Below are 23,218 nucleotides of genomic sequence, written 5' to 3'. Positions count from 1 at the left end.
TTTGATGCTCAATGAATTAAACTTCGTAATGAATTACGTGTTCACTCGTTGAGACTTGGTATTCATTTAGTGTCCGAGGACATTAAGAATCCATGTCACTTTGAGTGCCCACACAGATTGTCTGATAAATTGTTAAAGAGCAGTGCCGCTTCGTTTTCGCTGCGGCGCGGGGTGTGCATATTACGCTTTCCCGCTTCAGAGTCAAGCGTTTGTTTTGCTTTTCTCTGCTGACCCGGCGGCTTGCGTGCCGTTGTTCCGTGTCAGTGGAGGCGCATTATAGGGAGTAATTCCGAACCTGCAAGGATAAAGTGAAAATTATTTACTGAACGCTCATTTTCCAGGCAAAATCACATCCCAGACCTCAATTTTCGCCTGGTTTTTAAACAAAAACGAGCCGCAAGCGGCCCGTTTTTGCGTTTTGTGACTTACTGCACTGCCACAATGCGATCGTCGTTGGCTTCCAGACGAATAACTTTGCCCGGAACCAGCTCCCCAGAGAGGATTTGCTGTGCCAGCGGGTTTTCGATCTGCTGCTGGATAGCACGTTTTAACGGACGCGCACCATAAACAGGATCGTAACCATTCTCGCTCAGCAGTTTCAGCGCATCGTCGGAAATGTGGATTTCATACCCACGCTCTTCCAGACGTTTGTACAGACGCTGCAACTGGATCTGCGCAATCGACGCGATGTGTTTCTCGCCCAGCGGATGGAACACGACCACTTCATCAATACGGTTGATGAACTCCGGACGGAAGTTTTGGCTGACCACACCCAGCACAAGATCTTTCATATGGCTGTAATCCAGCTCACCGAAGCGTTCCTGAATCAAATCGGAACCCAGGTTCGAGGTCATGATCACCACCGTGTTACGGAAGTCGACCGTTCTTCCCTGCCCGTCCGTCAGACGCCCATCATCCAGCACCTGCAACAGAATGTTAAACACGTCAGGATGAGCCTTTTCCACTTCATCCAGCAGGATGACGGAATAAGGACGACGACGAACCGCTTCCGTCAGGTAACCGCCCTCTTCATAACCGACATATCCCGGAGGCGCACCGACCAGACGCGAGACGGAGTGTTTCTCCATAAACTCGGACATATCGATACGCACCATTGCGTCATCGCTGTCGAACATAAAGTTAGCCAGCGCTTTACACAGCTCGGTTTTACCGACACCGGTTGGCCCCAGGAAAAGGAACGAGCCGATTGGACGATTCGGATCGGACAGCCCCGCACGGCTACGACGAATGGCGTTAGATACCGCTTCGACCGCTTCGTTCTGTCCAATGACGCGCTGATGCAGATCCTGCTCCATACGCAGCAGTTTCTCACGTTCGCTTTCCATCATGCGAGCCACAGGAATACCCGTCCAGCGCGCCAGCACTTCGGCAATCTCGGCATCCGTCACTTTATTACGCAACAGACGCATGGTTTTGCCTTCCGACTGCGTGGCGATCTCAAGCTGTTTTTCCAGCTCAGGGATCTTGCCGTACTGTAGCTCGGACATCCGCGCCAGATCTCCTACGCGACGGGCCTGCTCAATGGCAATTTTCGCCTGCTCCAGCTCCGCCTTGATTGTCTGGGTGCCAGAGAGGGAGGCTTTCTCAGCTTTCCACTCTTCTTCCAGCTCAGAATACTGACGCTCTTTCTCGTCCAGTTCTTCGTTAAGCATATCGAGGCGTTTCTTACTCGCTTCGTCAGACTCTTTGTTCAGCGCCTGCTGTTCCAGCTTGAGCTGGATAATGCGGCGATCGAGTCGGTCCAGCTCTTCCGGTTTCGAGTCAATCTGCATACGGATGCTGGACGCCGCTTCATCGATAAGGTCGATGGCTTTATCCGGCAACTGACGGTCGGCAATGTAACGATGCGAAAGCGTCGCCGCCGCAACGATGGCCGGGTCAGTGATCTGCACGTGATGGTGCAGCTCATAACGCTCTTTCAGTCCTCGCAAAATGGCGATGGTATCTTCAACGCTTGGTTCAGCGACAAACACCTTCTGGAAGCGACGCTCCAGCGCGGCATCTTTTTCAATGTACTGACGATACTCGTCCAGCGTAGTGGCGCCGACGCAGTGAAGTTCACCACGCGCCAGCGCAGGTTTCAGCATGTTCCCGGCATCCATTGCGCCGTCAGCTTTACCCGCCCCCACCATGGTGTGCAGTTCGTCGATAAACAGGATGACGTTACCTTCCTGTTTCGCCAGATCGTTCAGCACGCCTTTCAGACGCTCTTCAAATTCACCGCGGTATTTCGCCCCGGCCACCAGCGCGCCCATATCCAGCGCCAGTACGCGACGGCCTTTCAGCCCTTCGGGCACTTCGCCATTAACGATACGCTGCGCCAGCCCTTCAACGATGGCGGTTTTACCGACGCCAGGCTCACCAATCAGCACCGGGTTGTTTTTGGTACGACGTTGCAGTACCTGGATAGTCCGACGAATTTCTTCGTCACGGCCGATTACCGGGTCAAGTTTGCCCTGCTCGGCACGTTCGGTCAGGTCGACCGTAAATTTCTTCAAAGCCTGACGTTGGTCTTCGGCTCCCTGGTCGTTCACGCTTTCACCTCCGCGCATTTTCTCAATCGCCTGGGTCACATTAGCGGTGGTTGCACCGGCGGATTTCAGCAGGTCGGTTAAGGTACCGCGTGATTCAAGCGCCGCCAGAACAAACAGCTCTGACGAAATAAAGTTGTCCCCACGTTTTTGTGCCAGCTTGTCGCAAAGGTTCAGCACGCGCACCAGATCCTGCGACGGCTGCACGTCGCCGCCGGTACCTTCTACCTGCGGTAAACGGCTCAGCGCCTGATCGATGGCGGTGCGTAACTGGCCGGCATTAATGCCAGCGGACGTTAATAAAGGACGTACCGATCCCCCTTCCTGATTCAGCAAGGCGCTCATTAAATGAAGAGGTTCGATAAATTGGTTGTCGTGCCCCAGTGCAAGGGACTGGGCATCGGCGAGAGCAAGCTGGAATTTATTAGTAAGACGATCCAGACGCATAACTCCTCCCATAACAGGTCAAATTTGCTACTGGAGATTAAATGAGGTCATCCCTCAATTATTCAAGGTTAATAACCTGAATTATGTGAAAAGAAAACGGCGCGTACCGGATCGTCTTGATTCTTTAGGTTATATCAGCCAAATGAAACTTGCCATACGACCTGTCGTCTTGTCGCGGCGATAGGAGAAAAAATCACCCTTTTCGCTGAAGGTACAGCGATCTCCGCCGAAGATGTGGGTCACGCCGACGTTATTCAGGCGCTGGCGGGCAAGCTGATAAATATCGGCCAGATATTTATCTCCGGAAGCCACAAACGCTTCGACCGCTTGCGGATCTTTTTCCATAAAGGCATCGCGCACTTCGGGCCCGACCTCAAACGCCTGCGGGCCAATCGCCGGGCCAAGCCAGGCGATGAGATTTGCAGAATCGTCATGGAAGCAGGCAACGGTCTCTTCCAGCACACCTTCGCACAGGCCTCGCCATCCGGCGTGGGCAGCAGCCACTTCAGTTCCTGCCTTATTGCAGAACAACACCGGCAGGCAATCAGCAGTCATCACCGCGCAAACCGTTCCCGGCGTATTGCTGTACGAAGCATCGGCGCGCTTAGACGCATAGGGCTCCCCCGTCAGCTTCAGCACCGCTTTACCGTGCACCTGCTCAAGCCAGACCGGTTTTGAAGGAAGGTTTCCCGCAGCAAAGAGGCGTTTACGGTTCTCTTCAACGTGCTCCAGGTTATCGCCACAGTGCGCACCGAGGTTCAGAGACTCCCACGCGCCCTGGCTCACGCCACCGATACGGGTTGAACTACAGGCGGCCACGCCTTCAGGCAGTGGCCACGCCGGGACAATCAGTTTGGTCATAACCAGTCCACGTGATCCTTATGTTCTTCGAAATCTGCGCGCATCGCGTCGATAAGTTCCACCATATCCTGTGGGATCGGCGCATGCCATTCCATCTGAATTCCAGTAATTGGGTGATAAAGACGCAGCATCGTCGCATGCAGCGCCTGGCGATCGAATTTACGCAGCACGGAGATGAATTCATCCGATGCGCCCTTTGGTGGACGCGGACGACCGCCGTAAACCGGGTCACCCACCAGCGGATGTGTAATATGCGCCATGTGCACGCGGATCTGATGAGTACGCCCGGTTTCCAGGCGCAGACGCAGGCGCGTATGAATACGGAAATGTTCCATGATGCGGTAGTGGGTTACCGCCGGTTTACCCATCGGGTGTACGGACATATGCGTACGCTTGGTTGGGTGACGGCTGATAGGCTCTTCCACCGTGCCGCCAGAGGTCATATGACCAATCGCCACCGCTTCATACTCACGGGTAATTTCGCGCAATTGCAAAGATTCCACCAGGCGAGTCTGAGCTGGGACCGTCTTCGCCACCACCATCAGACCCGTGGTGTCTTTATCCAGACGGTGAACGATACCGGCACGCGGTACGTCGGCAATCGGCGGATAATAATGAAGGAGAGCGTTAAGTACCGTACCGTCAGGATTGCCCGCGCCCGGATGAACAACAAAGTCGCGCGGCTTGTTGATGACCAGAATATCGTCATCTTCGTAGACGATATCCAGCGGGATATCCTGCGGCTCGAAGCGGACTTCCTCTTCGATTTCAGCATTGATGGCGACAGCTTCCCCACCAAACACTTTCTCTTTTGGTTTGTCCCAGATCTTGCCGTTTACCAGCACGCGCTGGTCAAGGATCCATTCTTTTATGCGTGAACGCGAATAATCAGGGAACAATTCGGCCAAAGCCTGATCTAAGCGTTGACCGAGCTGATTTTCGGAGACTGTTGCGGTGAGTTCTACTCGTTGTGCCATAAACTGCTTCTTCGTTTAACGTTGGGTTTTACGGCTTTGCCGTTTAATATAGTGTGCTATTGTAGCTGGTCTTAATCGGGAGCAGGAACTGAGTTTCTCCCGGACAAACATTTGAGGAAAGTCAAAACGTCATGACGCGCATGAAATATCTGGTGGCAGCGGCCACGTTGAGCCTGGCTTTGGTGGGCTGCTCCGGTTCGAATGAACAGGTCCCTGACAATCCGCCGAATGAAATCTATGCGACTGCACAACAAAAGTTGCAGGACGGTAACTGGAAACAGGCGATAACGCAACTGGAAGCGTTGGATAATCGCTATCCGTTTGGCCCGTATTCGCAGCAGGTACAGTTAGATCTTATCTACGCCTACTACAAAAATGCCGATCTGCCGCTGGCTCAGGCAACCATCGATCGTTTCATGCGTCTGAACCCTACCCATCCTAACATCGATTACGTGATGTACATGCGCGGCCTGACTAACATGGCGCTGGATGATAGTGCATTGCAGGGCTTCTTCGGGGTGGATCGTTCCGACCGTGACCCGCAACATGCGCGTGATGCTTTCAATGACTTCTCCAAACTGGTGCGTAGCTACCCGAACAGCCAGTACATTACCGATGCCACTAAGCGTCTGGTATTCCTGAAAGATCGTCTGGCGAAATATGAGTACTCCGTTGCGGAATACTACACCCGCCGTGGCGCATGGGTTGCCGTGGTTAACCGTGTAGAAGGCATGCTGCGTGATTATCCGGATACCCAGGCCACGCGTGATGGCCTGAAGCTGATGGAAAATGCGTATCGCCAGATGCAGATGACGGCTCAGGCTGACAAAGTGGCGAAAATCATCGCCGCGAACAGCAGCAACACCTGATACCGCTACAACGCATAACGGCAGCCCGCGGGCTGCCGTTTTTTTATTCTTTCACACTTACGCTGAAGCGGTTTAGCTTCAACACATCCATTCAACTATGACCGCAATTGTTGGCTTCGACAAGGTAAATCTCACCTCTTCCTGCCCTGCCTCACAAAAAAGATTCCCTGACAAAAACCGACAAAATAACGTGATCTAAATCACACATTTTGACATTAGGTCGGGTATGCTGGAATCACCAAGACGGAAAGACAAGAGGTAAAATTTATGACAATGAACATTACCAGTAAACAAATGGAAATTACTCCGGCAATCCGCCAGCACGTCGCAGACCGTCTCGCCAAACTGGATAAATGGCAAACACATTTGATTAATCCACATATCATCCTGTCCAAGGAGCCGCAGGGTTTCATCGCTGATGCAACTATCAATACTCCAAACGGCCATCTGGTCGCCAGCGCAAAACACGAGGATATGTACACCGCAATTAACGATTTGATCAACAAGCTGGAACGGCAGCTCAATAAAGTGCAACACAAAGGTGAAGCACGTCGCGCCGCAACCTCGGTGAAAGACGCCAGCTTCGCGGAAGAAGTTGAAGAAGAGTAATCCTCTAAAATTGAGTGTACCGACAACGCGCCTTCGGGCGCGTTTTTTATTGACAGGATCAAAACAGTGCAGGTACTTTAACCTATCAATTTCAGGATGACCTTATGAAACAGACGCCGTTTTTCTTCGCATTCTTTTTTACCTTCCCCTGACCGGGAGGCGTTTCGTCGTGTGATAAAGAATGCGAAGACGAACAACAAGGCCTCCCACACCGGGAGGCCTTTTTTATTGATAACGATAAAATGAGACAGACAACACTATGACACCGGAAAACCCGCTCCTGGATTTACGCGTAAAAATCAGTGCACTCGACGAAAAATTACTGGCCCTGCTGGCAGAACGCCGCGCGCTCGCCGTTGAAGTGGGCAAAGCCAAGCTCGAGTCCCATCGGCCGGTGCGCGATATCGATCGCGAACGTGATTTACTGGAACGGTTGATTCAACTCGGCAAAGCGCATCATCTGGATGCGCACTACATCACCCGCCTGTTCCAGCTCATCATCGAAGACTCCGTTCTGACGCAACAAGCCCTGCTCCAGCAGCATCTGAACAAAACCAACCCGCACTCTGCTCGTATCGCTTTCCTCGGCCCGAAAGGGTCCTATTCTCACCTGGCAGCTCGCCAGTACGCAGCCCGCCATTTCGAAGAGTTTATTGAGAGCGGCTGCGCGAAATTTGCAGACATTTTCAACCAGGTCGAAACCGGCCAGGCAGATTACGCCGTGGTGCCTATTGAGAACACCAGTTCCGGCGCCATCAACGATGTTTACGATCTGCTCCAGCACACCAGCCTGTCGTTAGTCGGCGAGTTGACTATCCCTATCGATCACTGCGTGCTGGTCTCTGGCTCAACCGATCTGAGTCAGATCGAAACGGTGTACAGCCACCCGCAGCCGTTCCAGCAGTGCAGCCAGTTCCTGAACCGTTATCCGCACTGGAAAATTGAATACACCGAAAGCACCTCGGCGGCGATGGAAAAAGTGGCGCAGGCAAACTCTTCTGCCATCGCGGCTCTCGGTAGCGAAGCGGGCGGCGCGCTGTATGGCTTACAGGTGCTGGAACGCAATCTGGCCAACCAGACGCAGAATATCACCCGTTTCGTGGTTCTGGCCCGCAAGGCCATCAACGTGTCGGACCAGGTCCCGGCGAAAACCACCCTGCTGATGGCGACCGGCCAGCAGGCGGGTGCGCTGGTTGAAGCGCTGCTGGTGCTGCGTAATCACAACCTGATCATGACGAAGCTGGAATCCCGCCCAATACATGGCAACCCGTGGGAAGAAATGTTTTATCTCGACGTTCAGGCCAACCTGGAGTCTGCGTCCATGCAGAAAGCCCTGCGCGAACTGGGCGAGATCACACGCTCCATGAAAGTGCTGGGCTGCTATCCGAGCGAAAACGTGGTCCCGGTCGATCCGGCTTAACGTTCGATAAAGCGGCTTTTCTTCATCCCTGCCACATTTACAGGCAGGGTGAAGATGGCACCGGAAAGCGGATATTTCGCCAGCTCCTCCGCCTCCATATTTTCCCGCGTGGTGGTGATAAACAGCGTTTTCATATCGTCGCCGCCAAAGCAGACCATTGTCGGGCAGCGTACCGGCAGCCGATACTCTTCCAGCTGTTCGCCTTGCGGTGAAAACCGTGCGATACGCCAGCCGTCAAACAGTGCGCTCCAGTAGCAGCCTTCCTCATCCATTGCCGCACCGTCGGGTATACCTTCTCCCTCGCTAAACCGGCGAAACTCTTCGCGCTTACCGGGTTCCCCCTGCTCATCAAGCGGCGTACGGTAGATCACACCGTTCGGCGTATCAGAAGTAAACATCCATCGTTTGTCAGGACTAAACGCTAAACCGTTATGCCCGTGAATATCGCACTGGATCACTTTCGGCGTCAGGTCGTTGTCAATACGCATCAGCATGGCGCCGTTATAATCTCCCGGCCCCCAGAAGGTGCCCGCATAAAACCGTCCCTGATGATCGGTACCGCCATCGTTAAAGCGTGCAAGCTGCGGGTTGGATGGGTTATCGCAAACTTTACGCTGTAGCAGGCCGTGCTTATCGGTCAGCCAGATGGCGTTTCGCATCGCGACGATAAATCCGCCGCGTTCACGCAGGGCAAAACACCCAACTTCTTCATGGAATGAGAGCACCGAGTGCTCTGCGGTGGGCAGATGGTACCGATGGATCTCCCCTTCCAGGATATCCGCCCAGTAGAGCGCCTTCTCTTCTGCACTCCACGTCGGGCATTCGGGCAGATGCCCGGTATAGTTCAACAGCAGCTGCGGTTCAGCCATGAGAGTTCCCCAAAATGAAAAAAGCCAGCAATGCTGGCTTTCAGTATATACATCATCGCATTACTGGCGACTGTCATTTGCCTGGCGCAACAGCGTGCGGCTTTCACTCTGGAATCGCGTGGCGTAATCACCGAACCAGTGCTCCACTTTACGGAAACTGTCGATAAAGGCTTGTTTATCGCCGTGTTCCAGCAAGGTGATCGCTTCGCCAAAACGCTGATAATAGCGCTTGATCAGCGCCAGATTATTTTCAGACGACATGATGATGTCGGCGTAAAGCTGCGGATCCTGGGCAAACAGTCGCCCGACCATCGCCAGCTCCAGACGATAGATTGGCGAGGAAAGCGCCAGCAATTGTTCAAGCTGAACGTTCTCTTCCGCCAGGTGCAGCCCATAGGCGAAGGTTGCAAAGTGGCGCAGCGCCTGAATAAACGCCATGTTCTGGTCATGCTCTACCGCGCTAATGCGGTGCAAACGTGCTCCCCAGACCTGGATCTGTTCCAGGAACCACTGGTAGGCTTCCGGCTGCCGTCCGTCACAGTAAACCACTACCTGCTTCGCCAGGCTTCCGCTGTCCGGGCCAAACATCGGGTGTAACCCAAGCACGGGGCCAGTGTGCGCCGCCAGCATTGCCTGTAGCGGACCATTTTTAACGGAGGCCAGGTCCACCAGTATGCAATCTTCCGGCAGCGGAGGAAGTTTCGCGATTATTTGCTCCGTCACATGGATCGGCACGCTGACGATAACCATTCCGGCGTCTTTCATCAGCTCCGGCGCGTGCGACCAGTCCTCTTTCTCCAGAATACGCACCTGATAGCCAGAAAGCGTCAGCATTTTCTCAAACAGACGCCCCATCTGCCCGCCACCACCGACGATAACCACCGGGCGCAGCGACGGACAGAGGGTTTTGAAGCCCTTGTCGTTTTCGCTGGAATAAGACTCGCGCATCACGCGACGCAGGACGTCCTCAATCAAATCAGGTGATACGCCCAGGGCCTGCGCCTCTTTACGGCGGGAGGCGAGCATAGAGGCCTCACGCTCCGGAACGTAAATCGGCAGTCCGTATTTACTTTTAACCTCGCCGACCTCAGCAACCAGTGCCATGCGGCGCGCCAGAAGATCCAGCAACGCCTTATCCACTTCATCAATTTGATCGCGTAATGCGGTCAATTCAGCAACCATAACTACCCTCTTATGCCAGACGCGTCGCCAGCTGGCCGTTCAAATCTTTGTGGATCTCACGCAGCAGCGCATCGGTGGTTTCCCAGCTAATGCAGGCATCGGTGACCGAGACGCCGGGCTTCATCGCGCTACGCGGCTGTTCCGATGACTGATTGCCTTCATGAATATTACTTTCAATCATCAGGCCGATAATTGAACGGTTGCCATCTTTAATCTGAGCAATCACAGATTCTGCAACCGCAGGCTGGCGACGGTAATCTTTATTCGAATTACCATGACTGCAATCTACCATCAGCGCCGGACGCAGTCCCGCCTGTTCCATCTCTTTTTCACACTGCGCGACATCCGCCGGGCTGTAGTTTGGCGCTTTACCACCGCGAAGGATCACATGCCCGTCCGGGTTGCCCTGCGTTTGCAGCAGGCATACCTGGCCCGCCTGGTTGATCCCGACAAAACGATGGGGCATGGCGGCGGCGCGCATGGCGTTAATCGCCGTCGCCAGGCTGCCGTCGGTACCGTTTTTAAAACCAACCGGCATAGACAGGCCAGACGCCATCTCGCGGTGGGTTTGTGACTCGGTGGTGCGCGCCCCAATCGCAGACCAGCTGAAGAGATCGCCCAGGTACTGCGGGCTGTTCGGATCCAGCGCTTCGGTAGCCAGCGGCAGCCCCATGCTCACCAGTTCCACCAGCAGGCGACGCGCAATTTTCAGTCCTGCTTCCACATCAAACGAGCCATCCATGTGCGGATCGTTGATCAACCCTTTCCAGCCAACGGTCGTACGTGGCTTCTCAAAATAGACGCGCATCACCAGATAGAGGCTATCGCTGACCTCCTCCGCTAATGCTTTAAATCGACGAGCGTACTCAATGGCGGTTTCAGGATCGTGAATAGAGCAAGGACCACATACCACCAGCAGGCGCGGATCGCGGCCAGCGATAATGTCAGAAATGGTCTGGCGCGAGTGCTCAATCTGAGCTTCCTGCGCGACGCTCAGCGGGAATTCCGCCTTCAGTTGATCCGGGGTGATTAACACCTGTTCGTCAGTGATATGTACGTTGTTCAGCGCGTCTTTTTGCATGATTGCGATCCTGTCAAACTCGTTTGCGATAGTGGTTTTCCTCGAAGAGGTGACACAACGATATCACATTAAGTAAAGATTTCAATCCAAAATACGTACACATTACTTTACATCAACCCTTTAATTGCAAAAGTCATGACCTAAATTCGTAAAGTTAAAATTACACACGCACGCCTGTAAGTCAGGCTATGCTCACAAAAAGGAGAATAGCCATGCGTTCAATTATTTTTATGTTGTTGTCGCTGATTTTGTCGGGTTGCCAGATCAATCCTTATACTTTTCAGCCTGACTGGACCAGCCCGGACTGGTTCACGGCCGGTAAAGAAGACGCTATGAATGGTGTTCCGGTTAAAGATAACCAGGCTCTGGCCGATAGTTTTAATGACCCTCAGGTTGATCGAGCGGAATATCTTCGTGGCTACGCTGACGGACAGAAAAAAATATGCGAAGAGGGCTTTATTCACGCCTGGGGATTAGCGGGCAAATCATTTCCTGCCAGCTGCGATGCAACTGAAAATGCAGTAAAACTGCATGAATCCTGGCAACAAGGATTGGATGAAAGTATGCGTTCCAGCAGGCTTAATTGAGCCTGCCTTAATTCCTCTGAATATAGCTCACTGTAAGATTTAGCTTAGGTCAAAACAGGGATATTTCTGACATAATGACGGCTTTGATAAACAATGGTATTCTGCCGACAATTCTTAAGGACATCTATTTCCGGGGCGGTTTGGCGGATTCTGATGAGAAATGCAATCTTGATCGCTTTGCTCCGACTCCCCCTGGTGCTAATACTGTTCATTTTAGTAGCCCCTGCAACGGCAGGCTCGTTCACGGAAACGGATAAATCAGTACGTTCGATTGTTTCTGGCATTGTGAGCTACACCCGATGGCCAGCACTGTCCGGCCAGCCTAAGCTCTGTATTTATGCCTCTTCCCATTACAGACAGGCGCTCAGCAGTGAAGATGAACACAACCCGTTGCCCTATAGTCCTGTCATTGTGCATAGCGATCGGGAAGCACTCGCAGCAAGGTGTGATGCCCTCTATTTCGGGAGCGAGTCGCCGGCAAAACAACAGGAAATAATAAATCAATATCAGGGCCAGGCGTTGCTATTAATGTCAGAACAAAATCCTGAATGCGTTATTGGCAGCGCATTTTGTCTGATAATAGAGCACAACCTCGTCAGGTTTTCCGTAAATCTGGATGCGCTGGCGCGCAGTGGCGTAAGAGTCAATCCGGATGTATTAATGCTCGCACGGAATAAGAAGCATGAATAAGGAAGTCGCACCAACACCGCGTCCGACGTTTAAAAGAACGTTGCGACGAATCAGCATGATAAGCGTCATTATAACGATGACGTTTATATGGTTGCTGCTGTGTTTCGCTTCCGTGGTGACATTAAAGCAATACGCGCAAAAAAACCTCGAACTTACCGGCGCCACCATGAGCCACAGCCTTGAAGCCTCTCTGGTGTTCAACGATGCCGTGGCGGCAAATGAAACGCTGGCGACCCTCGGCAAGCAGGGGCAGTTCGCCGTGGCGGAAGTGCTTAACGCACATCATAAACGGTTTGCCTGGTGGTCATGGAACCCGGCGGATAATACCGACACGCTGGGCGCGCTGGTCAACCGGTGGTTGTTCCCTGTTCCTGTCGCACAGCCCATCATACATAATGGCAATGTGATTGGCGAAATTCGTCTGACCGCGCGAGACAGCCTGATTAGCCACTTTATCTGGCTCTCATTTGCGGTCCTCACCGGCTGCATTCTTTTTGCCTCTGCCGTCGCATTGACCATCACCCGCTCGCTACATCATGGCATGGTTGCTGAAATGCAAAACATCACTGACGTTGTGCATGACGTTCGCACTAACCGCAACTTCTCTCGCCGGGTAACGGAAGGCCGCATTGAAGAGTTCCACCAGTTTGGTGAAGACTTCAACAGCCTGCTGGATGAAATGGAAGAGTGGCAGCTCAAGCTACAGGCGAAAAACGCTCAACTGTTGCGTACCGCCATGCACGATCCGCTCACGGGGCTTGCAAACCGCGCCGCGTTTCGCAACAACATTGCGGCATTAATGAACGACGCTTCAGCAAAAACCAATTCTGCCCTGCTCTTCCTGGACGGTGATAACTTCAAGGTTATCAATGACACCTGGGGTCATGCCGCGGGTGACTGCGTACTGATCGAAGCCGCCAAAAGGATGGTCGAGTTTGGCGAAAAACGTCATCAGTCTTACCGTCTTGGCGGCGATGAATTTGCCATGATCCTTTACGGCGTCCACACCGCACGTGAGGTCGAATTTATTTGCGCTGCGCTGTCGCAGCAATTTATCCGTCCGTTTGATCTGCATAACGGGCACACAGCATCAATGTCCCTCAGCATTGGCTTTGCTCTGGCGTGGGAAAATGCCTCCGTTGAAGCATTACTGGAGCAAGCCGATCGCAATATGTATCTGGTCAAAAACCAGCGTTCGAAAACAATATCCTGAAAGGAAGACGATATGTTAAAGCGATACTTTGCGCCGTTAATACTGGCATCACTGGTAATGTCCGGATGCCAGTCATCCCCTGAAGGGAAATTCACGCCAGAGCAAATTGCGGCCATGAAATCCTACGGCTTTAACGAACTGAATGGCGACTGGTCTCTGGGCCTGTCGGATAAGATCCTGTTTGATAAAAATGACGCCAGGCTGCGCCCGGAAAGTGAAACGCAGATCCAGACTATGGCCTCACGCCTGGCGGCAACCGGTCTGAACCACGCCAGGATGGATGGCCATACGGATAACTATGGCGAAGAGAGCTACAACGAAGCGCTTTCGTTAAAACGTGCCAATGTTGTGGCGGATGCCTGGGCGAAGGGCGCGAATATCCCGCGCAGCAATCTCACTACGCGGGGCTTAGGCAAAAAATACCCTGTCAGCAGCAACCGCACTGCGCAGGGGCGCGCTGAAAACCGCCGGGTTGCGGTAGTCATCAGCACGCCTTAAGGCTATTTAACGGATGTTCCGGCGAGCGACACGCCTGAAACCGCTCGCCAGCGCAGCCAGTCAATCACAATAAAGACCGCCAGACTGACGCCCATTACCGGCAACGCCAGCCCCAGCAGGAGGCTTATCAGGAACGTCACTCCCCTTCCCCACAGCGGCAATGCCAGCCAGCTTTGACAGAGCGTCTGTACCGGGTTCGCGGCTGACGTTGCAGGGCGACGCATCCACCACATCCGGTATCCCCAGATAATTAACACACACAGCGCAACGCCAAACGCGATGAGCAGCAGCTGATTTGCCAGACCAAACAGGATCCCCATGTGGAAATCCACGCCCCAGCGGGTGAGTTTAGCCATCAGCGGGAAATCCCCGAAGCGAGTGCTGTCCAGCACCTTCAGTGAGTGGGGATCCACGGCAACGGCATCAACCTGCGTAGGCCAGCGGCGATCGATTTCCGTCACCGTCCAGGCCTGGTCGACCCTGCTTGCCGGACGGATCTCAACGTTGTTCGCATCAATCCCTGACTGGCGGGCGACCTGCAATACGTTGTCAAAAAGCGACAGTTTGACTGGCATTTCAGGCATCGTCATTCCCCCGTGATGACCACGATGTTCGGCGTGTTCATCCCTCATTTCCGGCGCACCGGAAAGGGTGGTATTTACCTGCGGCGTCAGCCAGTTCATCTCTGCACGCAGCTTATCGACGTTGCCACCGGCCCATTGTGACCAGGTTAACCCGGTGACTGAGAACAGCAGCATTCCCACCAGTAACGTCCAGCCTAAGATCACATGCAGGCGACGACGATTCTGGAAACGATTGTTTATACGGCGCTTCGGTCGGGTGTAGAACCACAGCGCGATCCCGCCCAGGGCAGCAACCCACATCCACGAGGCGGCTAACTCGCTATAGAGGCGCCCGATGTTGCCCAGCATCAGCGAGGTATGCAGATAATCGATAGTCTGACGCAGCGGTAAAATCCCGCTGGTGCCGTACACGGTCATATCCCCTCGAATCTCAAGGCTGGTGGGATCAATAAAAATAGCCCGATGCTCGGAGGGACCCAGCGCCGGGTCGGCAAACATCACGCGGGTCGTTTCGCCCTCTTCCAGCCCCGGACGTACAGCATGTAAACGCAGCGCTGAACCCACGGCCTTTTCCGCCACGGCAATTTGTTCAGCAAGAGGCTGCGCCTCACCCACGGCATCCGTGTGGAGTGCATGATGGTACAGCGCCTTTTCAAGCTGCGGCGTGGCGACATACAGCGTTCCGGTCAGCGCTGCGAAGAAGATAAACGGACCGACAAACAGCCCGATATAGAAATGGAGGCGACGCAGCAGGTTTCCCCATGCCGCGCGCGGAGTGCAGGTAGTCATACTTTTCCTTTTTAAGGCAAAAAGTGAGTGATTTTGTTTTAAAGGGAGAAAGCAGACCGACGCGGCGGCGCGCGGGTATCGGGGTAAAGCCAGGGGAAAAAGTGCCAGTGGCTGACCGCCTGACGAGGCGGTTTCACGCGCAGCCGCTGCAACACCACGCTGAGCAGAACGATAAGCGCCAGCATCACGCCCGGCACATGCGCTAACAGCACGCAGTAGCCGCATGCTTCAGCATGGTCAACTGGCATAGAATGCGGCATATCACCATGATGCTCGTCCATCGACATCATGCTCATGTCGTGGTGCATGCCCGGCATGGCGCTCATGGGATCTTTTTGCAGCGAGACGGAGATCAGCGGCGCCACGACGATCAGCAGGATCGCAAACAGCGCGGTCAATGCCGCTGCGCGTTTCCAGTTACGCTGATGCAGTACGTTATCCACTTACCCTCCACCCAAGAGGCGAACATTGTAAATGATTTATGACGGAAGGGTTAACGCGAGAGGTGCGATGGGATAAAAAAAGAGCCAGCCTTTCGGCCAGCCCTTTCTAACAGGATGTCGCTTAAGCGAATCTTAGTTCAGACGCTCTTTAATACGAGCAGACTTACCAGTACGCTCACGCAGGTAGTACAGTTTAGCTTTACGTACAGCACCACGACGTTTAACAGCAATGCTGTCAACTACCGGAGAGTGAGTCTGGAAGACACGCTCAACGCCTTCGCCGTTGGAAATTTTACGAACAGTGAATGCAGAGTGCAGACCGCGGTTACGAATAGCGATAACCACGCCCTCGAATGCCTGCAGACGTTTTTTGGAACCTTCAACAACCCATACTTTCACTTCCACGGTGTCACCTGGACGGAAGGAAGGTACGTCCTGCTTCATCTGCTCTTGTTCAAGTTGCTTAATAATGTTGCTCATAATTTAATCTCTTATCCTGGGTAAACTGATATTCGGGAGCGTATTACGCATTCCCATCATGTTCATGCTGCTGGTGCGCGTGTTCAGTTTTGAACTCGGCCAGCAACTTTGCTTGCTCTTCAGTCAGAGCCAGGTTTTCCAGAAGTTCAGGTCTTCTAAGCCAGGTTCGGCCCAGCGACTGCTTCAAACGCCAGCGACGTATCTCGGCATGGTTTCCAGACAGTAATACTGCCGGGACTTCCATCCCTTCTAACACTTCAGGACGAGTATAGTGTGGACAGTCCAGCAATCCATCGGCAAACGAATCTTCTGTCGCCGAAGCTTCATGGCCCAGTACACCCGGAATGAACCGGGCAACGGAGTCAATCAGCGTCATTGCTGGTAACTCACCACCGCTGAGAACGTAATCGCCGATAGACCATTCTTCGTCAATCTCGGTTTGAATTACGCGCTCATCTATCCCTTCGTAGCGACCACAGACCAGAATCAGCTTTTGATTCGTCGCCAGTTCGCTCACGCCCGCTTGATCAAGCTTGCGTCCCTGAGGTGACAGATAAATCACCTTCGCGCCTTCACCTGCCGCGGCTTTTGCTGTGTGAATGGCGTCCCGTAAGGGTTGCACCATCATCAACATCCCCGGTCCGCCGCCGTAAGGACGATCGTCCACGGTACGGTGCCGGTCGTGCGTGAAGTCACGAGGACTCCAGCTCTGGATGCTCAGCAGGCCATTCTTTACTGCCCGGCCAGTTACCCCGTAATCGGTAATCGCGCGGAACATTTCAGGAAACAGGCTAATTATGCCAATCCACATAGCGCCGTCTTTTACCGTTTATCCGGAGAATTTAAAAACCAGGATCCCAATCTACTTCAATGGTTTGAGTAGTGAGATCGACTTTCTTGATAACCTGTCCATCGAGGAACGGAACCAACCGCTCCTTGATGCCAAATGCATCTTTCAGGTTTGCCTTAATGACGAGAACGTCATTTGACCCGGTTTCCATCATGTCGATGACTTTCCCCAGGCTGTAGCCTTCAGTGGTCACTACCTGGCAACCCATAAGGTCTTTCCAGTAGTAGTCACCCTCTTCCAGCTGTGGCAACTGCGACGAATCCACGACAATTTCACAATTAGTCAGCGCATTCGCGGCATCACGATCGTCAATGCCTTTCAGCTTGATGATGATGTCCTGATTGTGGTGACGCCAGCTTTCCAGCTCGACCTCTTCCCACTTACCGCCTTTCTGGATAAACCAGGGCTGGTAATTAAAAATGCTATCAGCGTCTTCAGTGGAGGAAAACACTCTGAGCCAACCACGGATACCGTAGCAAGAACCCATTTTTCCCAATACGATCGGTTCAACAGGTGCTTTATTGCTCATCATGACCACCGTGACAGATTAAGCTGCTTTGTTTGCTGCTTTGATCAGCGTAGCAACGCGATCGGAAACAGTAGCGCCCTGGCCAACCCAGTGAGCGATACGATCCAGATCCAGACGGGTTTCTTCTTCTGCGCCAGCGGCCAGTGGGTTGAAGAAACCAACGCGCTCGATGAAGCGACCGTTGCGTGCATTACGGCTGTCAGTCACAACAACCTGGTAGAACGGACGCTTTTTAGCGCCGTGACGAGCTAAACGAATAGTTACCATAACATCCTCTTGTGTGAATAAAACAACCGGGCCCCATCGAGGAACGGAGCCCGGGTGTCATATTAAAAGCCCGAAAATTTTACTCATTTTCGGGCAAAAAGCAATCTCAAAAGCGATTAACGCCCAGGAAAACCGGGAGGCATCATGCCTTTCATGCCGCGCATCATCTTCGCCATGCCGCCTTTCTTCATTTTCTTCATCATGCGCTGCATGTCGTCGAACTGTTTCAGAAGGCGGTTAACGTCCTGCACCTGCATGCCGCAACCGGCTGCGATACGGCGTTTACGGGAACCTTTGATGATTTCTGGCTTCGCGCGCTCTTTCAGCGTCATCGAGTTGATGATGGCCTCCATACGCACCAGCACTTTGTCATCCATCTGGGATTTGACGTTGTCCGGGATCTGGCCCATGCCTGGCAGTTTGCCCATCAGGCTTGCCATGCCGCCCATGTTTTTCATCTGACGCAGCTGCTCAAGGAAGTCGGTCAGATCGAAACCGTCGCCTTTTTTCAGCTTGCTGGCGAGTTTTTCCGCCTGCGCGCGGTCAACCTTGCTTTCAATATCTTCGATCAGCGACAGCACGTCGCCCATGCCGAGGATACGGGAGGCAATACGATCCGGATGGAACGGCTCCAGCGCTTCGGTTTTCTCGCCAACGCCGAGGAACTTGATTGGCTTACCGGTGATATGACGAATAGAGAGCGCCGCACCGCCGCGGGCATCACCGTCGACTTTGGTCAGCACCACGCCGGTTAACGGCAGGGCTTCGTTAAACGCTTTCGCGGTGTTTGCCGCATCCTGACCGGTCATGGCGTCAACAACAAACAGGGTCTCTACCGGATTGATAGAGGCATGCACCTGCTTGATTTCGTCCATCATCGCTTCGTCAACGTGCAGACGACCGGCGGTATCCACCAGCAGCACGTCGTAGAATTTCAGCTTCGCTTCTTTCAGCGCCGCGTTAACGATGTCGACAGGCTTCTGCGCCACGTCGGACGGGAAGAAGTCTACGCCAACCTGCTCGGCCAGCGTTTCCAGCTGTTTGATCGCCGCCGGGCGATACACGTCCGCCGACACCACCAGCACCTTTTTCTTGTGCTTTTCGCGCAGGAATTTCCCCAGCTTACCGACGCTGGTAGTTTTACCCGCACCTTGCAGACCCGCCATCAGCACGACGGCCGGCGGCTGAGCCGCCAGGTTTAGCACCTGGTTCTCTTCGCCCATCGCCGAAACCAGCTCGTTACGGACGATTTTGACGAACTCCTGACCCGGAGTCAGGCTCTTGTTCACTTCATGGCCAACCGCTTTCTCTTTCACGCGGTTGATAAAATCACGCACGACCGGCAACGCGACGTCTGCTTCCAGCAGCGCCATGCGCACTTCGCGCAGCGTTTCCTTGATGTTCTCTTCGGTGAGGCGTCCACGGCCGCTGATGTTGCGCAGCGTGCGCGACAAACGATCGGTTAAATTATCAAACATTGTCTCTCGCCTGGGGTAGAAACGTTAGGTCGCCTGGGCGACACATACACAGAATTTTGCCGGAGTATAACATGAAGGCGCCTTTGTTGTTATGCAACGGTTGGAGCAGGCGTCACGTAACGTTATACTGCTTCTCTTTCTTATTAAGACAACTGTCGACGCCTATATGCCTGTTTTCGCACTGATCGCCCTTGTTGCCTACTCTGTCAGCCTCGCGCTGATCATTCCTGGCCTGCTGCAAAAAAACAGCGGCTGGCGGCGCATGGCTATTCTTTCGGCAGTGATCGCACTGATTAGCCACGCGTTTGCGCTGGAATCACGCATCATTCCCGGCGACGGCAGCGTGCAGAATCTGAGCGTACTGAACGTCGGCTCGCTGGTCAGCCTGATGATCTGTACGGTCATGACCATTGTCGCGTCTAAAAACCGTGGCTGGCTGCTGCTGCCGATAGTCTACGCCTTTGCGCTGATCAACCTGGCGTTAGCCACGTTCATGCCCAATGAGTTTATTACTCACCTGGAAGCCACGCCGGGGATGCTGGTGCATATTGGCCTGTCGCTGTTCTCCTACGCGACGCTGATCATCGCCGCCCTTTACGCCATGCAACTCGCCTGGATTGACTACCAGCTGAAAAATAAAAAGCTGGCGTTTAACCACGAAATGCCGCCGCTGATGGTGATTGAGCGTAAGATGTTCCACATCACCCAGGTCGGTGTGGTTCTGCTGACGCTGACGCTGTGCACGGGCTTGTTTTATATGAAGAACCTGTTCAGCGTGGAGAATATCGATAAAGCGGTCCTCTCCATCATCGCGTGGTTTGTCTATATTGTCCTGTTATGGGGCCATTATCATGAAGGCTGGCGCGGTCGTCGCGTGGTCTGGTTCAACGTAGCGGGTGCGGGCATTCTCACGCTTGCCTATTTTGGTAGCCGCTTCATACAGCAATTTGCTGGCTAAGTAACAAAAGGAGTTCCCCCTGGAACACATCTCTACCACCACGCTGATCGTCATTCTGGTCATCATGGTGGTCATCTCCGCTTATTTCTCTGGCTCTGAAACCGGCATGATGACGCTGAACCGCTACCGGTTACGCCATCGCGCCAAGCAGGGTAACCGTGCCGCGCGTCGTGTCGAAAAGCTTCTGCGTAAGCCGGACCGGCTGATTAGCCTGGTGCTTATCGGTAACAACCTGGTCAATATTCTCGCTTCTGCGTTGGGCACCATCGTCGGGATGCGTCTGTACGGCAACGCAGGCGTGGCGATTGCCACAGGTGTGCTCACGTTTGTGGTGCTGGTGTTTGCGGAAGTGCTGCCCAAAACCATCGCCGCGCTTTACCCGGAAAAAGTCGCCTACCCGAGCAGCTTTCTGTTAGCACCGCTGCTTATTCTGATGATGCCGCTGGTCTGGCTGCTGAATATGGTGACACGGGTGCTGATGCGCATGGTGGGTATAAAGGCAGACGTCACCATTAGTAGCGCGCTCAGCAAAGACGAACTGCGTACCATCGTGAATGAATCCCGCTCGCAGATCTCCCGCCGCAATCAGGACATGCTCCTGTCGGTGCTGGATCTGGAAAAGGTCAGCGTTGACGACATCATGGTGCCGCGCAATGAAATCGTCGGGATTGATATCAACGACGACTGGAAGGCCATTGTCCGCCAGCTGACACACTCCCCGCACGGGCGTATCGTCCTCTATCGCGATTCCCTCGACGATGCCATCAGCATGCTGCGCGTGCGCGAGGCCTATCGTCTGATGACTGAGAAAAACGAGTTCACCAAAGAGGTAATGCTGCGCGCCGCCGACGAAATTTACTACGTGCCGGAAGGCACCCCACTCAGCACGCAGCTGGTGAAGTTCCAGCGAAACAAGAAGAAAGTCGGCCTGGTGGTGGATGAATACGGCGATATACAGGGGCTGGTGACGGTCGAAGATATTCTGGAAGAGATTGTCGGGGACTTTACCACGTCAATGTCGCCTTCCCTTGCGGAAGAAGTCACCCCGCAAAACGACGGGTCAGTGCTTATCGACGGCAGCGCCAACATTCGTGAAATCAATAAAGCGTTCAACTGGCATTTGCCGGAAGACGAAGCGCGGACGATGAACGGAATGATCCTGGAAGCGCTGGAAGAGATCCCGGCGGCAGGCACGCGCGTGCGCATTGAACAGTATGATATTGATATTCTGGACGTTCAGGACAACATGATTAAGCAGGTTAAGGTCCTGCCCGTTAAACCTTTACGCGAAAGTATCGCCGAATAAAATGTAGGCCGGGTAAGGCGAACGCCGCCACCCGGCACTACAGGCAGCACGTTATGCTTTCGCTTTCGCCACGGTCACCATCGCAGCGCGAATAGTACGACCGTTCAGGGTATACCCTTTCTGCATCACGCCCAGCACGTTACCCGCGGCAACGTCTTCGGATTCCACCATCGCAATGGCCTGGTGAACGTTTGGATCCAGCGGTACATCCGTATCGGCAATCACTTCAACACCGAACTTACGCACCACATCCAGCATGGATTTCAGCGTCAGCTCAATGCCTTCAATCATCGCCGCGTTATCCGGGTTAGCTTTATCCGCCACTTCCAGCGCGCGATCCAGGCTGTCGATCACCGGAAGCAGTTCGTTGACGAATTTCTCCAGCGCAAATTTGTGCGCCTTTTCAACGTCCAGCTCGGTACGACGGCGCAGGTTTTCCATTTCCGCTTTGATACGCAGTACGCCATCGCGTTCGCGATTCTGCGCTTCTACCAACTGAGCTTCCAGGTTGGCAATTTTTTCATCGCGCGGGTCCACCTGCTCAGCAGACGTGTCTGGCTCTACTGCCTCAACTTCATCGTGCTGTTCCGTGATAATTTCTTCAGGGGCTTGCCCCTCAGGCGTTTTCTGTTCTTTACTACTCATGAATTTCTCCGCGTTTTTCTGCATTCATCTCGCTAACTTCGCTTATTATGGGGATCAGTTTCCTGGATTCAAGGGAACAAGGCAGATTGTCATCATTCATCAGGCACAAGGACCTCCAGAAAATGAATAATCATTTCAGGTGTATTGGGATCGTCGGCCATCCGCGTCACCCTACCGCATTGACGACACATGAAATGTTGTATCGCTGGCTGTGTGGTAAAGGCTATGAAGTGATGGTCGAGCAGCAGATCGCCCAGGAGTTGCAGCTTAAAAGCGTCAGAACCGGCACGCTGGCGGAAATTGGCCAGCAGGCGGATCTCGCCGTGGTGGTCGGTGGCGACGGCAATATGCTGGGCGCGGCGCGAACGCTGGCTCGCTATGATATTAAGGTTATTGGTATTAACCGTGGCAATCTCGGTTTCCTGACCGACCTCGACCCGGACAATGCGCAGCAGCAGCTGGCGGACGTGCTGGAAGGCCACTATATCAGTGAAAAACGGTTTTTACTGGAAGCCCAGGTGTGTCAGCAGGACTGCCAGAAGCGCATCAGCACCGCCATTAACGAGGTGGTTCTCCATCCCGGTAAAGTGGCGCACATGATCGAGTTCGAAGTCTATATCGACGAAATCTTCGCTTTCTCGCAGCGTTCTGACGGGCTGATTATTTCAACCCCGACGGGGTCAACTGCCTACTCGCTTTCAGCCGGAGGCCCAATCCTGACGCCATCGCTGGATGCCATTACCCTTGTGCCGATGTTCCCGCATACGCTCTCGGCGCGTCCGCTGGTGATCAACGGCGACAGCACCATCCGCCTGCGTTTTTCCCATCGCCGTAACGACCTGGAGATCAGCTGCGACAGTCAGATTGCGCTCCCCATTCAGGAAGGTGAAGATGTCCTCATTCGCCGCTGCGATTACCATCTGAACCTGATTCACCCGAAAGATTACAGCTATTTCAACACATTAAGCTCCAAGCTCGGCTGGTCAAAAAAATTGTTCTGATTTTGCATCCAGCACTTTACTGTATATAAAACC

Annotated in this window: 25 protein-coding genes and 1 other annotated feature; of the genes, 11 read left to right on the top strand and 14 right to left on the bottom strand. The window is 53.6% G+C overall.

The annotated features are described in order from the left end of the window. Positions 1 to 425: 425 nt before the first annotated feature. The 3 genes from clpB to rluD form a co-directional block, all read right to left on the bottom strand. The gene (gene clpB, locus H2Z33_RS14605) at positions 426 to 2,999 is read right to left on the bottom strand and encodes an ATP-dependent chaperone ClpB (RefSeq protein ID WP_017692862.1); all 2,574 of its coding nucleotides are present in this window, start codon (positions 2,997 to 2,999) and stop codon (positions 426 to 428) included. A gap of 129 nt (positions 3,000 to 3,128) precedes the next feature. Continuing rightward, the gene (gene yfiH, locus H2Z33_RS14600; RefSeq protein WP_062937975.1) at positions 3,129 to 3,860 is read right to left on the bottom strand and encodes a purine nucleoside phosphorylase YfiH; all 732 of its coding nucleotides are present in this window, start codon (positions 3,858 to 3,860) and stop codon (positions 3,129 to 3,131) included. Next, positions 3,857 to 4,837: a 23S rRNA pseudouridine(1911/1915/1917) synthase RluD gene (rluD, locus tag H2Z33_RS14595; RefSeq protein WP_017383977.1), complete on the bottom strand. Its 981-nt coding sequence runs from the start codon at positions 4,835 to 4,837 to the stop codon at positions 3,857 to 3,859. The genes yfiH and rluD overlap by 4 nt, the downstream gene beginning before the upstream one ends. Before the next feature lie 131 nt (positions 4,838 to 4,968). Between rluD and bamD the strand changes: the two genes are divergently transcribed. From bamD to pheA, 4 genes are all read left to right on the top strand, one after another. Then, entirely contained in the window at positions 4,969 to 5,706 is a 738-nt protein-coding gene (gene bamD / locus H2Z33_RS14590; RefSeq protein ID WP_003863164.1) for an outer membrane protein assembly factor BamD, read from the top strand. A 267-nt stretch (positions 5,707 to 5,973) separates the two neighbouring features. Continuing rightward, positions 5,974 to 6,315, top strand: coding sequence for a ribosome-associated translation inhibitor RaiA (gene raiA / locus H2Z33_RS14585; protein WP_003863162.1), 342 nt, complete (start codon positions 5,974 to 5,976; stop codon positions 6,313 to 6,315). Between the two features lie 103 nt (positions 6,316 to 6,418). Continuing rightward, positions 6,419 to 6,544: a sequence feature (Phe leader region), on the top strand. After that, a complete protein-coding gene (gene pheL / locus H2Z33_RS14580) occupies positions 6,420 to 6,467 on the top strand; it encodes a pheA operon leader peptide PheL (RefSeq protein WP_100229775.1) in 48 nt (15 codons plus the stop codon). (Overlaps the previous feature by 48 nt.) Positions 6,545 to 6,574: 30 nt before the next feature. Then, a complete protein-coding gene (pheA, locus tag H2Z33_RS14575) occupies positions 6,575 to 7,735 on the top strand; it encodes a bifunctional chorismate mutase/prephenate dehydratase (protein ID WP_045906907.1) in 1,161 nt (386 codons plus the stop codon). On the opposite strand, the gene H2Z33_RS14570 is transcribed toward pheA, so the two are convergent. From H2Z33_RS14570 to aroF, 3 genes are read right to left on the bottom strand one after another with little or no spacing between them, the layout of a single operon-like run. Then, on the bottom strand, positions 7,732 to 8,604 hold the full coding sequence (locus tag H2Z33_RS14570) for an SMP-30/gluconolactonase/LRE family protein (RefSeq protein ID WP_045911903.1): 873 nt from the start codon (positions 8,602 to 8,604) through the stop codon (positions 7,732 to 7,734). The genes pheA and H2Z33_RS14570 overlap by 4 nt on opposite strands. 60 nt (positions 8,605 to 8,664) lie before the next feature. After that, positions 8,665 to 9,786, bottom strand: coding sequence for a bifunctional chorismate mutase/prephenate dehydrogenase (tyrA, locus tag H2Z33_RS14565; protein ID WP_006811631.1), 1,122 nt, complete (start codon positions 9,784 to 9,786; stop codon positions 8,665 to 8,667). Between the two features lie 10 nt (positions 9,787 to 9,796). Then, on the bottom strand, positions 9,797 to 10,867 hold the full coding sequence (gene aroF, locus H2Z33_RS14560) for a 3-deoxy-7-phosphoheptulonate synthase AroF (RefSeq protein ID WP_006811632.1): 1,071 nt from the start codon (positions 10,865 to 10,867) through the stop codon (positions 9,797 to 9,799). A gap of 212 nt (positions 10,868 to 11,079) precedes the next feature. Here aroF and H2Z33_RS14555 point away from each other — a divergent pair, with 212 nt between their 5' ends. From H2Z33_RS14555 to H2Z33_RS14540, 4 genes are all read left to right on the top strand, one after another. Continuing rightward, positions 11,080 to 11,454 carry a DUF2799 domain-containing protein gene (locus tag H2Z33_RS14555; protein WP_032669369.1) on the top strand — a complete coding sequence of 125 codons (375 nt, stop codon included), beginning with the start codon at positions 11,080 to 11,082 and terminating at the stop codon, positions 11,452 to 11,454. Positions 11,455 to 11,607: 153 nt separating this feature from the next. After that, complete coding sequence (locus tag H2Z33_RS14550) at positions 11,608 to 12,144, top strand: YfiR family protein (RefSeq protein ID WP_015571570.1); 537 nt, start codon at positions 11,608 to 11,610, stop codon at positions 12,142 to 12,144. Then, complete coding sequence (gene dgcN, locus H2Z33_RS14545) at positions 12,137 to 13,357, top strand: diguanylate cyclase DgcN (protein WP_047734687.1); 1,221 nt, start codon at positions 12,137 to 12,139, stop codon at positions 13,355 to 13,357. The genes H2Z33_RS14550 and dgcN overlap by 8 nt, the downstream gene beginning before the upstream one ends. A 12-nt stretch (positions 13,358 to 13,369) precedes the next feature. After that, positions 13,370 to 13,855: an OmpA family protein gene (locus H2Z33_RS14540; RefSeq protein ID WP_017382956.1), complete on the top strand. Its 486-nt coding sequence runs from the start codon at positions 13,370 to 13,372 to the stop codon at positions 13,853 to 13,855. Positions 13,856 to 13,857: 2 nt separating this feature from the next. On the opposite strand, the gene H2Z33_RS14535 is transcribed toward H2Z33_RS14540, so the two are convergent. From H2Z33_RS14535 to ffh, 7 genes are all read right to left on the bottom strand, one after another. After that, positions 13,858 to 15,228, bottom strand: a complete 1,371-nt coding sequence (locus tag H2Z33_RS14535; RefSeq protein ID WP_063134943.1) for a PepSY-associated TM helix domain-containing protein — start codon at positions 15,226 to 15,228, stop codon at positions 13,858 to 13,860. A gap of 38 nt (positions 15,229 to 15,266) precedes the next feature. Then, positions 15,267 to 15,671 carry a DUF2946 domain-containing protein gene (locus H2Z33_RS14530; protein ID WP_023304265.1) on the bottom strand — a complete coding sequence of 135 codons (405 nt, stop codon included), beginning with the start codon at positions 15,669 to 15,671 and terminating at the stop codon, positions 15,267 to 15,269. A 132-nt stretch (positions 15,672 to 15,803) separates the two neighbouring features. Beyond that, positions 15,804 to 16,151 (bottom strand): 50S ribosomal protein L19, encoded by a 348-nt coding sequence (gene rplS / locus H2Z33_RS14525; RefSeq protein WP_002914145.1) that lies wholly within the window; start codon positions 16,149 to 16,151, stop codon positions 15,804 to 15,806. A gap of 43 nt (positions 16,152 to 16,194) precedes the next feature. Beyond that, positions 16,195 to 16,962: a tRNA (guanosine(37)-N1)-methyltransferase TrmD gene (gene trmD / locus H2Z33_RS14520; protein ID WP_014832949.1), complete on the bottom strand. Its 768-nt coding sequence runs from the start codon at positions 16,960 to 16,962 to the stop codon at positions 16,195 to 16,197. A 31-nt stretch (positions 16,963 to 16,993) separates the two neighbouring features. Next, on the bottom strand, positions 16,994 to 17,533 hold the full coding sequence (gene rimM, locus H2Z33_RS14515; protein ID WP_032609925.1) for a ribosome maturation factor RimM: 540 nt from the start codon (positions 17,531 to 17,533) through the stop codon (positions 16,994 to 16,996). Between the two features lie 15 nt (positions 17,534 to 17,548). Next, the gene (rpsP, locus tag H2Z33_RS14510) at positions 17,549 to 17,797 is read right to left on the bottom strand and encodes a 30S ribosomal protein S16 (RefSeq protein ID WP_003863133.1); all 249 of its coding nucleotides are present in this window, start codon (positions 17,795 to 17,797) and stop codon (positions 17,549 to 17,551) included. Positions 17,798 to 17,913: 116 nt separating this feature from the next. Further along, positions 17,914 to 19,275, bottom strand: a complete 1,362-nt coding sequence (gene ffh, locus H2Z33_RS14505) for a signal recognition particle protein (protein ID WP_003863132.1) — start codon at positions 19,273 to 19,275, stop codon at positions 17,914 to 17,916. A 166-nt stretch (positions 19,276 to 19,441) separates the two neighbouring features. On the opposite strand from ffh, the gene H2Z33_RS14500 reads away from it, so the two are divergent. Both H2Z33_RS14500 and H2Z33_RS14495 read left to right on the top strand, forming a co-directional pair. Continuing rightward, a complete protein-coding gene (locus H2Z33_RS14500) occupies positions 19,442 to 20,233 on the top strand; it encodes an inner membrane protein YpjD (RefSeq protein ID WP_014832951.1) in 792 nt (263 codons plus the stop codon). Between the two features lie 19 nt (positions 20,234 to 20,252). Beyond that, positions 20,253 to 21,539 (top strand): HlyC/CorC family transporter, encoded by a 1,287-nt coding sequence (locus tag H2Z33_RS14495; protein WP_026094274.1) that lies wholly within the window; start codon positions 20,253 to 20,255, stop codon positions 21,537 to 21,539. Between the two features lie 51 nt (positions 21,540 to 21,590). On the opposite strand, the gene grpE is transcribed toward H2Z33_RS14495, so the two are convergent. Continuing rightward, positions 21,591 to 22,184, bottom strand: a complete 594-nt coding sequence (grpE, locus tag H2Z33_RS14490; RefSeq protein WP_003863126.1) for a nucleotide exchange factor GrpE — start codon at positions 22,182 to 22,184, stop codon at positions 21,591 to 21,593. Between the two features lie 122 nt (positions 22,185 to 22,306). Here grpE and nadK point away from each other — a divergent pair, with 122 nt between their 5' ends. Continuing rightward, positions 22,307 to 23,185: an NAD(+) kinase gene (gene nadK, locus H2Z33_RS14485; RefSeq protein WP_017383004.1), complete on the top strand. Its 879-nt coding sequence runs from the start codon at positions 22,307 to 22,309 to the stop codon at positions 23,183 to 23,185. The last annotated feature ends 33 nt before the right edge of the window (positions 23,186 to 23,218 follow it).

Origin of the sequence: Enterobacter sp. YSU (assembly GCF_016082135.1) — a bacterium.
GTDB classification, from domain to species: Bacteria; Pseudomonadota; Gammaproteobacteria; order Enterobacterales; family Enterobacteriaceae; genus Enterobacter; species Enterobacter hormaechei_C.
This window is presented reverse-complemented; position numbering and strand designations above follow the sequence as displayed.